The sequence below is a fragment of the Photorhabdus antumapuensis genome (genome assembly GCF_020387775.1).
Taxonomy (GTDB): Bacteria; Pseudomonadota; Gammaproteobacteria; order Enterobacterales; family Enterobacteriaceae; genus Photorhabdus; species Photorhabdus antumapuensis.
Genome location: NZ_JAHZMK010000057.1, coordinates 1 through 12,690 on the forward strand (window position 1 = coordinate 1; position 12,690 = coordinate 12,690).

At 44.3% G+C, this 12,690-nt stretch carries 4 protein-coding genes; 3 read left to right on the top strand and 1 reads right to left on the bottom strand.

Translation table 11 applies throughout. The features are described from left to right. From KZ793_RS20240 to KZ793_RS20250, 3 genes are all read left to right on the top strand, one after another. Nucleotides 1-1,220 (top strand): VENN motif pre-toxin domain-containing protein (locus KZ793_RS20240; protein ID WP_225816969.1); only part of this gene is annotated, 1,220 nt, incomplete at its 5' end. A 3-nt stretch (nt 1,221-1,223) separates the two neighbouring features. Then, a complete protein-coding gene (locus tag KZ793_RS20245) occupies nt 1,224-1,667 on the top strand; it encodes a hypothetical protein (RefSeq protein WP_225816970.1) in 444 nt (147 codons plus the stop codon). Nucleotides 1,668-2,077: 410 nt separating this feature from the next. Continuing rightward, on the top strand, nt 2,078-2,569 hold the full coding sequence (locus KZ793_RS20250; protein WP_225816971.1) for a DUF2569 domain-containing protein: 492 nt from the start codon (nt 2,078-2,080) through the stop codon (nt 2,567-2,569). 351 nt (nt 2,570-2,920) lie between these two features. Here the strand turns inward: KZ793_RS20250 and rtxA are convergent. Beyond that, on the bottom strand, nt 2,921-12,690 hold a 9,770-nt coding region (rtxA, locus tag KZ793_RS20255; RefSeq protein WP_225816972.1), incomplete at its 5' end, for an MARTX multifunctional-autoprocessing repeats-in-toxin holotoxin RtxA.

Below are 12,690 nucleotides of genomic sequence, written 5' to 3' on the forward strand. Positions count from 1 at the left end.
ATGACACCGCCTACACGCAGGCACTGAATGACTCCGGCCTGGGGACCGGTGGCAAATATCAAAAAGCGTTACAGGCGGCCACAGCAGCGATTCAGGGCTTAGCGGGGAACAATCTCGGTCAGGCGCTGGCCGGCGGTGCGTCGCCGTATCTGGCCGGGGTGATTAAAGATCTAACAACTGACCCACAAACCCATCAGGTGGATATCGCCACCAACACGCTGGCCCATGCGATTTTAGGCGCGGTGGCGGCGGAAGTCAGTGGTAACAACGCTTTGGCGGGGGCAGCGGGTGCCGCTTCCGGTGAACTGGCCGCACAGGTACTGATTAAGCAGCTTTATGGCGACGGGGCAAAAGTCAGTGAGTTAACAGAGGAGCAGAAACAGACTATCAGCACCCTTTCTACCCTGGCGGCCGGGCTGGCTGGTGGGATTGCGGGTGATTCCAGCGCCAGCGCCCTCACTGGTGCTCAGGCCGGGAAGACTGCGGTGGACAATAATTTCTTGGGTAAACTGGTAACGGAAGGCTGTGCAATAGCTGCCCCATGCCGAGCCAAAGTAGCAGAGAAAGTCCTGGAGATAGGCGTTAAGGCGGGTATAACCGGAATAGTGGCAAAGGAAATTGCTGATAAGATTTCTTCAGAAGACTTAGACCATCTGATCATGCTTCAGATGATGGGAAATGATGAAATTACACAGAGTTACCTAAATACACTTCAGAATAAATACACTCAAATTGCTAATCCAACTGATCTGCCAACACATACCGGCGGTGATCAATCCGGTGATATCAGGAAATACCCTAATCATACCGGTGGAAACCAACAGTTAGAGCCGGGTAGTATACCGAACCATACAGGCAATGAGGAAAATCTGTCTGGAGTTGCGCCAAATAATACTGGTAATACGGAAGGTAAGCCTGATACTGGCGGAAATACTACAATTACGCCGATCCCGGAAAAGCCGAATAAAGACGACTTAGCTTATCTGGCTCTGAAAGGAAAAGAAGCCCAAGAGGCAGCAGGGAAATTAGGCTTTGATCGGAGAATAGCGCCTCCTAAAGCACCATTTAACTCACATGGGCAACCTGTGTTTTTTGATGGTAAAACCTATATTACTCCCGATGTTGATAGCCATAATGTTACTAATGGCTGGAAGATGTTTGACCGTAGAGGCAAGCGAATGGGGACTTATGATAGTAATCTGAACAGAGTTAAGGACTGATTGATGTTTGGTATATTTCCCGGTGATGCACCCATCAGAGAAAACAATGAGCTAGTTCTGCCTGCAACAATTATTATTGATACATTTACAGAAGCAGTTCACATACCTTTATCTTATTGGAGCTTTGAGGATTACAAGCAGAGTTGGCGAACTTCTCTTGAAGAGGGTATACACAGTAAAAAGCCTGTAGCGCTAGCTGTATCAATGTATGAGCCTGATTACACAAATTTTATATTTGCTTGGATCATATATTTCGCAGGTGAGGAAGTTTTCTTACAAAATAGCATCCTCTTTTTAGATGAGTGTCTAGGTTTTACTCCTGATAAGATAAATAACTTCATAGAGTCGCGTACTACGCACAATGAAGATGGGATGAAAATATCTGAATGGAATACTGATTTAAATAGCATTATAGATTTTTATAATAGTCTTAAAATTAATATATAATCCCAGTATTGAGTTAAGATTTTTACTTTATTCTCCACTAAATTATAGTGGAGAATAATGCACTAGCAAGTGTACTGGCGGCGGCCGAGGAGAATGAAAAAAGGTACAGTTGGGAAATAGCAGTATAATGTGAGATTTAAAGAATGATCGAGTAAATTTTTTCTTTATTAAAAACATCATATGGATATTAATTATATTTTTATGAATCTAACTATTTCTTTATTATCAGATGGTTGTCTTGGTTTTTATAGATGGAATATTTATTTTTTCACTTGAAGAGATAAATAAAGTTACTAAAAATAGGGATATTTTTTGGACTAATAAGTTATTGTTTTATATACCATCACCTGTATGATTTACGTAAATTAATAATCAATCTTTTGATTGAAGTTACTATTTGGAGAAATTTTATGAAGTGTATTAAATGTGAAAACTCAGCATTAAATGAATCAGACTTTTGTGCAGCATGCGAAGAGAAAGAACTGAGTGGAATTGGTGGATTTCTCTATTTCCCGGCAATAAATATTATCTTTACAATATCCAGTTCTTTATTTAGTTCATATAAAACAATGACAATCTTGATCTCTGGTTATAATTTTCTAGGTGAATTACGTATCCTTATGGGATTTGAGTTTATTTGCTTTACCATTATTTTTGGAATTGCACTTTATACATCTATTCTTTTCTTTAAGAAAAAGAAAAGAACACCTTTATTTTACATTACCCTTTTAGTTTTTACTTCATTATTTGTAATCTCTGATTTAGCATTGGCTCATTATCTATATGAAATAAAATTGGATTATAATTATCTCTTCTTGCTTTTTAGAACTATGATTTATGCATGTATATGGGTTCCTTATTTTATTATATCTATTCGAGTTAAACGAACATTTATAAAGTAATGATTAAAATTAAATTATTTTGCAAACAATATTCAATAAGAGTAGGTGAATTTTTTATAATTAATATTTATCAAAAAAATATGACAGTCAAAACTACCTCGGTCTTATGAATTGCTCCCTGAAATTAGACAATTAAAATCACGTGTTCATTAAGGTCTGAATCCTGTATTTTACTGGGCTCAGACTGTTTAATTTCTACTTGATTCGTAAGCGTGCGGCGAAAAATCTTACTCATTCTTATCAATCATTAAACAATTTACCCAAGAACGATAATACCCTTGCGAGATTAAGATGGCCCACTTATCCAGTGAGCCATTTTTACTGCTATTACTTAGTGTTATAGAAAATTAATCAGGCAAATTTTCCCTTGCCAATCGTGGTATCAGTCCAAGCCGTCGTAATCGCTACTTTCGCCTTGCTATCCAACCCTTCGATAAAACCATTATCACCGGCTGTTGGGGAAAAATTGCTCATTGCCTGAATCAAGGTGTCAACCGCATTATCGGAAAGGGCTGTAAATTCACGCTCTCCTGATGCATCCTTACGCCCCATCTGTGTCACTAATTTGGCATGGTTACCATTAAAGTAATTATTAAAGGTGACTGAACCCACCGATTCAAATACACCCTGAGCAGTTTTATCCTGAGTACGGCGATTCACTGATAACACTAAATCGTATCCACTGCGTTGGAACCACAGGTTTTGCCAGTCAATATTGTTAAAGACAATCATATCTTCTGCATTAATATCATTAACCTGATTGTCAATCACCTTACTACTGACCACAAAGCTGTCTACTCCTGCACCACCCTGGAAGTGGTTCTGGTATCCCCCCAAAACCAGTAGATCTTGACCATCACCGCCATCAAACTGGCTGAATTTCGAAATTGTGGCCGCTATCAGGTGGTCATCACCTTCTCCACCATTAATTACCGCATGATAGCCCATCAGTTTAATGACATCGTCACCCATGTTGCCATCAATTCGGTTGTCATTACCAAACACCCGTCCAAAGTCATTGCCTTCACCTAGCTCAACCCGGTTGTTATTACCGATGGTCACGGCATAATCCTGCCCTTCCCCGGTATCAACCCGGTTGTAGTTACCAGAGGTGATAACGTAGTCCTGCCCATTACCGGCATCAATAAAACCACCTTCGCCAAAAACAAAGGACTGATCATTACCTTCGCCCATAAAGACTTGGTTAATGCGCCCAGCGACTACTGCGGTATCATCCCCTTCACCACCAAACATCCAATTTTCACGTCCCATCAGAACGCCCAAGTCATTACCTTCACCGCCTGCAAAGATGTTGGAGGTGCCAATCGAGTAATAAACATCATCACCACGACCACCCCAAAAGTTGTTGTTATCGCCCAAGTAAGCTCCGAGATCTTTACCATCACCGCCCCAGTTGAAGTTATAGTTCCCCAACGATACGTGGATATCGCTATCCCCTTGCAGATGACCGCTGTTACGCAAGAAATCAAAGGTTTTCTGCTCCATATTGAGCAGATCTGCGGTTAGATTCTCTTTCAGATGGGTCACTAACGATTTCATCTCTTCTTGTTTATCTTTGCTGAATATCGTTGCAAACAGGTTAGGTAAGTTCAACGAATTAAAGCCCAATGCACGCTCTGATTTGTCATTAGCCTGAATATTCCCACTGTTGATGGCATCCGGTACACTCTTTTCCCGATTTTCATCAGGCGCTTTCTCTTTCAGCCCATGACTGACAAGAAATGATTCAATACCATCGGCACTCATATCGGCGTTCTGTTTCAAACCATCAATCAATTTATCCGGATCAGTGAAAGTACTTAGTTGATCACCACCAAACTGCTTAATAACTTCCAGCATCTCTCGCAAAATAGCTTTGCCATCAACCGGCTCACCAGTACGGGCAACAATCTGTCCCTCCGGAGTGTAATCCACACCAAAAATATCCGCTAAAGTGGTATCTGCATTCACACTGGCTAACCGACCAAGCAGTTTGTTTTTAAGCTGACGCGGTAAGTCCTGTAGATTGTAAGTAAATGTTGTCTTCACCAAGCCCGTCGTTGAAGATTGCTGCGTCATCAGACCAAACAGAGAACCCAGGTTGGTATCCAAAATCGATTGAATATGATCACCAAACATAAAGTTCCAGCTACCGGTTGTGACCTGAATGTCCGCGCCCTGACCACCTACCGCAACATTGAAAGCCAGTTTCTCATTGGCTTGACGGAATTTATCCACACGGCTCATTTTACTGGTATCAATATTGTTGCCGTGACCACCTAACCATTGGTGGTATTTTTTATTCAATGCCGCTTCTGTGTCACTTTTCAAACCACGGCTACTGCGCTCGTGCTGCGAATCCAGATCAACCAATGTCTTGTAATCCACACTACTGGTTTGGTCTAAACCAGACATGTCCCGCACAAATTTTTTCGCGCCAGATAGCGTCCACTGATGATTTTGCGCCGCCAACCAGTTCCGCTCTTCGCCGGAATGAGCAATAGACTTTAGTACACCGGTAATACGCGCAGCACCATCAAATGGATTAACCAACGGGGGCGTAGGGATGGATTTATCCATCATGACAATCAAGTCATTACTGCGCCCTTTGTTGAAGCTAACGTTACGGTTACCGATAAACATCTGCGCTCCTTCAAATGCTTGATAACCACCAAGATTAATGCTGTGCTTACTGTCACCATCCCCAATGTGAACCATCACATTGTTGTCACCAAAGGCCAGTGATTTAAAGCCACCCCTACCCACTTTGATACCTACGTTCGATATTCCCCAGTTGATCGCGGTAAATTCACCGTCGCCCACGTTTACCTGTATATTCCCAGAGTAACTCAGCGACTTATCCGATTGAGGATTTGAACCGAGCTCTATCCTGTTTTTACGCTTTCCTGGCGCGGTGAAAACATCATGGTTCTCCGCAATTGCCCCTTTGGTTGCTGAATCAGCTTCTGTGTACCCCACCCTGGTAAGGTTGATATCGCTTTCAGCCACACCACGACGCAATCTTTCTGTTGTAGTCGTTAGTTCACCCTGTTCATTCCAGCGTAACACCAGTTTGTTATCGTCCAATTTGTTAACCCACTGATTATTTTTATCGCGGGTAAATTTACGACCTGTTGCATCAACAGCCACTTCACTACGACGCGCTGAAACATCACTACGGATGCCCTGTTTATCTAAGGCGATAATAAAACGATAGGCAAAACCATTGCGCTTATCATCACTAATCAGTGAACAACCCACGATGCTGATACGATCAGGTTTACCTGCCTGGTTAAAGTTCTGGCTGAACTGTTTTAGTTTTATTGCCAATTCATCAGCACTGTAACCACTCAAGCGTGTGTTATTTTGTGCCGATTCGTCACGGCCATGACCAACAATCTGCCAACGTAATTTGCCTGATAATCTGGCAGGATCACCATAAATGAGATGATATTTGCCATTAGAATCAAGTTTAACCACCACGCTGGATTCTGGGTGTTTACTCGCCAGATTGATCGCGGCTTTCGCGACAATCGGGTCATTCTCCATTTGAATAATGATCTGACCACCAAAACGCGTCCCACGATCGTCACTCTTTTGCAACGCGTTCTTCACCATATCCCGATTTTTATTTTGAAAACCGGAGAGCGTCGAGACAATCCTATCAGCATATTGGCTCATTAAAGCACCGCTCTCGACATGACCATAAAAGGTCTGCTCACCCGATACGCGATAACCAGCAGCGGTCAATCTTGCACGCAGCTTTTCCCCCTCATGCCCTAAACCTTGATTGTCAGTTAACAGCATGATCGGCGTATCGATTGGCAAGCCTTTGAGGTTTTTTTCTACTGAAAATTGTCCATTCATCGCTTTTGCCAATGCTCCAATCATGCCGCCAGGGTTTGGTAGATCATGCGCGGTTATGGTTTTGGTCATACTTGATATTGGCCTGTCGAGTAACAGACCTGACACGGCTTGATTATTTTGCGCCGCATATCGGGCAAGATCAGCCGCCACCGGCCCACCGACGGAATAACCATGAATGATAATATTACCCGGTTTAATACCGCGATCTTGCACCAAATAGCGAAGCATCGTCCGGGCATCTTGATAGAACCCGTTCTCACTCGGCCCCCCCTCACTGCCACCATAGCCACGCATATTGATGGCAAGTATATCAATGCTCTGCTTTTGATAGTGGCTTTGGACATCATGAGCTTGCTCTTCCGCAGATAAACCTGAACCATGGAGGAACAGCACGACTTTTTTCTCTGCTGCCGTCGAGATATCACCTGGTTTTATGTCACCTTGATGATAATATCCAGTTAAACGTCCCCCTTCGCCTTTTAGAGTGATTTTGCTTGAGCTGCCATTAGCAACAGCATCATTAAGAATTGTCTGCGTCTCATCACTGATATGGCGGCGCTCTTCTTTAAAACCATACAGTTCGTTGTTAAAGAATCGGGTCACTGGGTTTAAAGAGTCTTTATCCTGTGGCGAAGTACCATCATCCTCAATTAATATCGACTCTGACGCTCCATTTTTGCCCGATAACGCCTGCAATGCTCCCATCGGAGAGTTCTCTCTCTCTGGAGTATTTTCTCGATAAAGGTGTTGGGTTTTCTCAAATGCACTATTTAATGCCTGATTTATCCATAATTTTCCTTTATCTCCAGCGATATCCATCAGATCCATATAACTGGCGGTGTAGTTTTGTAGTACTTGCCGGCGTTCATCACCCGTCGTCTGCAATGCTTTGTAGACCACCAAACTTTCATTAACCGAATGACCGCCATCAAACACCAGGAACGCCAAAGTATTAAGATATGCCTGCTCTTGCGAGAAAGTAGGATCTTGACTGGCAATAGAGTTATTGAGATGAACCATGATATTGGTCGAACCAGATGCCCCCGTCACCACGGAATGTCCCTGCGCCAAGGCGTTACGCTCAAGTGCCGTTTCCTGTCCTGGCGTCAGCACTTTGCCTGCCGCCACCTTTCTGCCATACAGGAAATCTTCATACTGATCACCAGATGGTTGGTAGGGTAACGCAATACCATAATCATTGGTTTGCTGTTCAGTTAACTTCACTTTGTAGGTAACATCAGCCCGATTAGTTAACCTACTGCTGGTGGAACGGGTCTTACAGATCTCCTCCCGATAGAAAATATTCGCATCCATCTTCCATTGAGATATATGTAAACCCATACCATCAATGTTTGACATTTTTACCGCCAGAAACGGAATCTTGATCATTTCAAAACCATTATCCACCTTGGTCATCATGACTTTAAAGTTATCAAAGGTGGGTTTTTGCAGGAATGTGGTCAGTTCTGGTACCCGACTGAACCAAGGGCGAATATCCTTTTTAATCACATCGGCGAAAGCTTGCATTTTGATAGCAATCTGTCCATCACGTGCGGTTGAGCCCAGAGTACTTTGCATATACGACTCAAACTCCTGCACCAGGAATTGTCCTATCCGTCTGGAGGTCGCTATCGCATCCGGTGACGCAGTTTTCACCAACGTATGGGCCAACTCAGAATCAAAACGACGGCCAAATAAGTTGTCAATATATTGGGTAGTCAACTTTTCTCTGTGAGCATCAGCCTGTAATAACAGTACCAAAGCATGTAACTCAGGATATGCCTGTAACTGGCTGGCCGCATCATTAAATAACTTGATAGTTTCCTTCGATGTGACTTGTCCAGTGAGCCAGAGTCTTCTAGCTCGTCCAATCAAAGGCATCGTTTCCGGGATATTAGCGGTTTCCAATCGGCTCATAAAAGCAACCAGACTTTCGCTTTCGGTCTTAGGCGCTTCCCGTTCAGCGGTTGAATTCGTTCGGGTCAACGGGGTAATCTGCCACTCAATAAGACGATTAATTTCGTTTTGTGTTATACCGCCTTTTAAACCGACAATACGTCCGGTTCCATCAAATATGACTCGCTGCTCAAGATGTTCAGCATGTTGAGGCGCCACGGCGATCCCAAGGACGCCAGCGGATTCAGCTCGCTGGGCCTGCAAGTGCTCTATCATCCGACCTATTCTAAAACGTATTAAGTTCACTTGACTGACACGCAGAGCAAATTCTTTTGGGTTACGCTGTTGCCAATCAGCTATCGCCTGTTCAAGCAGCAATACATGCTCTTCATCGAAATGGCTCATCGTTTTATAGAAAGTATCTCGTACCTCAGCCAGAGCCTTGCTAAGTTGCCTTTTCCGCCCCAATGTTCGTACATTAGGGTTGATAAATAGCTTATTTCCCTCTTTCAATAAATTAAATTTTGCACTTTCAAAGATAGCGGAATTTTTCTGCTCTACTTTGACATCATTCCCCAACGATTCCAGATTAATACCTGAAATCCGCGGCACTCTTCTGACACGCTCACCTGAACTGTTCGACGTTGGCATCACCATATCGTCAGATTGTACTTTGGTAAACTTTGAAGTAGTTAAAATACCGGTATTTTCCGCGCGGATACCGGCATTTATCTGTAGACGATCAACCGCTTGTTTAGCACTATCCAGCGCTTGTCGCTCTTCTTCGGTCAATCCCTTGTAGAATCTTTTTTCAGCTTCCGGTATTAATTCGGGATCAATATAGCTGCCTGTTTCCCCTGCCCCTGTCGATTCGTAGGCATTGCCAGACAAACCACTACCACCGGCACCGGTACGATCAGGTTTGGAATCGCTCTGTTTTGCCCCTCTAGCATCTGCTTGTACTTGAGCAATCTTATTTTCAGCTGCGGCAATATCACGTTTACCCCGATATTCCGCCCCCTGATAGGCGATATTTGCGTCATTTTCCGCTGCTTTGGCCTGCTGTTGCTGCAATAATGCCTCTTCTTTTCTTAACGCTGCTTTTTTCTGAGCCTCTGCAATATCTTGTTTTGCACTGGCATGATGCTGCTCACTTTGTGCTACACCGGCCTCGGATTTCTTAACCGCTTCTTTTACTTGTTGTTGGTTATCCGTAATAGACCGTTGAGCATTAGCTAATCTTTTCTGGGTAATAAATTTAGTGTAATTCAGCTCATCCTGGGCACGGCTCAAAAATTGGGAAGCAAACTGATTACGCCACTGGTCACCTGATTGGCCGCTGTAATCAGCATAGTCACCAAGCACATCCAAACCTTGCGTCATGGAAACCAGTTTGTCAGTCTCCGCCCGCGCTTCTGCTTCTATCGCATTACGTTGTGCCAGCCCATTTCGGCTAAGTGCTTCCTGATCCGTTAATTCCAATTGGGATTGCGACTTCACAATCTCTGCCAATTGTTTCTCTTTTTCCTGTTCCAACAGTTGGCGATCTTTTTCGACTTTTTCTTTATCGCTTAACGCATTTTGCGCCGCTTTATCCTGTTCCACATGTTCGGTAATAATATTGGCTTGTCGTGAACTCTTAGATTTTGCAATAACGTTATCCAGAATATAGCCTACACCATCATTCAAACCAGTTCCTTTAAACTCAATTCGATTACTGCCCGCTTTTGCTGCCAGCTCTAGCGTTTTATTTTGCCATTTCGCTGCGTCTCCGAAAGTCGAGAATACAAGTTTGCCATTCCAGAAAACATCCATACCATTATCGGCTGAATAAGCATCGGGACGATTGGCAAAATCAAAGCTCAGCGAAATCACTTCTCCCTCAGAACGGTTTTGCAGATCCTGATAAATAGTGGTGTTTTTATCAACATCAAGTTCACTGACTCGTTCGCCATAACGGGTATTATTAGGTTCATGAGCACTCTCTGGGCTATAGTCCGCAATATCATTGGTTGATTGCCAACCCAATTTACCTTGTTCAAGGTCATTATTGACAATCAGTGATGTCTCAGATTTCACCGCGATATTGTCTAAGATATAGCTAAATCCATCATCCTGACCGGTACCTTTAAATTCAATCCGGTTAGTACCTGCTTTTGCCATTAAATCGAGTTTTTGAGTGCGCCATATCGTTCGCGGTCCAGAAGCTGAGAATACAGACTTACCATTCCACAACACCCTTATTCCGCTGTCACTCAGATCACGGTCCACCATCTCTAAATGACTCATAAAATCAAAAGTCAGTGAAACCACTTCGCCTTCAGATAAATTTTGTAATTCCTGCCAAATTACGGTGTTTTTATCAACATCAAATTTACTGACTCGTTCACCATAACCGGTATTATCAAGACCATAAGCACTCGCTGGGCTATATGCCTCGATATCATTGGTTGACTGCCAACCCAATTTACCTTGTTCAAAGCCACCATTGACGATCAGATTTTCATTCTGATCTGACACCGATCGCGTTTCTAGACTCAAAGCACCTTCTATTGAACTCATGTCAGGCGTCTCCACGGCGGTCACGGCACCATTGAGGCGATGGTTTAAATCTGAACTTACCGGCGCAATTTCATCCATTTGAAAGCCATCAATGGCAGAAACTTCCGCTAAATTAATCGCGCCTCTGCCTTTATGGGTGCCCGACGTGTTAGCTTCATCCCCCTGAACCAGGTAGTTGATCGCCTGACTGCCTCCCACACCTAATGTTGTCTGTTTGATATGCTCAAAGAGGGAAGAGAGTTTGTTGCTTTCTGTAGCAGAAAAGCTGTAGAAATCCCCATTGCCAATCTTAACCACCACATTATTACGTGCATAACAGGCATTGATACCCAGACCATCACCCACATGGATATTGGCATTAGCTTGGCCTTTCATGACCGCAACATTCAGACCATTGCCAACTTTGGTATTAATATTGTGCTTACCCCACGCCAGGTTAACCGAAACGCCATTACCTACATGAGTGTTAATGTTAGCATCACCATGAGCAGCGGTTACATTTAAGCCATTGCCTACTGTTGTAGTCACGTTAGCTTTCCCTTTTGCCACCGTAACCTGCATACCGTCACCCACCCTGGTGACGACATTGCCTTCACTCCACAAGGCATTAAAGCTGTCTCCCTTACCCACTTGGGTGACAATATTGGCTTTACCTTTGGCAAGCACCACATTACGCCCGTCACCAACTTTAGTGATAACGTTGGCTTGCCCCCAGGCACCGGTGTAATCATCACCGTTACCGACATGGGTGATCATGTTGGCATCCCCTTGAACCACGGTGACTTCTTGCCCATCACCTACTTTGGTAATGATGTTCGCTTTACCTTTTGCGAAGTTGTAACGGTCGCCCTTTCCCACTTGAGTCAGGATATTCGCCTCACCCCAGGCCGCATTCACCCCGGTGCCATCGCCAATTTTAGTGATAAGATTGGCTTTACCTTTGGCAAAACCCACCGTCGTGCCCTCTCCAACATGGGTCATCACGTTACCCACATCGGAAATAAGCAGGCCGACTGTAGGGCCACCTCCTACTTTGGTCAAAATATTGCCTTTACCAAACAGGATACCGGCGGTTGTCCCGTCACCAACATGCGTAATGACGTTCGCTTTCGCTGCCGCAACAACCCCCATAAAATCATCACCCACCTTGGTAACAATATTGGCCTCACCCAGTGCCAAGACACCCGTTAAGCCATCCCCAACATGGGTCATGATATTGGCTTTACCAAACATGGCCGCCAGCGTTGTCCCCTCACCGACTTTGGTCATCACGTTCAGTTCACCGGCAAACAAACCGATACTGGTGCCATCACCCACATGCGAATAGATATTGGCTTTCCCTACCATTAAGGCGGCGGTCAGGTCATTACCGACCTTGGTCAGCACATTGGCCCCCCCAATCATGGCCGCAAAGGTATTACCATCCCCAACATGGGTAAAGAGATTGGCTTTGCCGATCATCGCCGCCAGGGTCATGCCATTACCCACTTTCGTAGCGATATTGCCCTTTGCCAGCATCAGCGCAACACTTTTGCCATCCCCAATATGAGTAAACACATTACCTGCGGCTACCATCAAGGCCAGCGCATCACCGTCACCCACCTTGGTAAAAATATTACCCACCCCCCCCATTAACGCCCATGCATCCCCTTTGCCGACATGGGTAAACAGGTTGCCTGCACCAATCATGGCCGCAATTGATGTCCCCTCCCCGACTTTGGTGAAGATATTCCCCGCCGCAGCCATCACGCCCAGTGTCCAACCGTCGCCAACATGGGTCAACACGTTGCCAATGC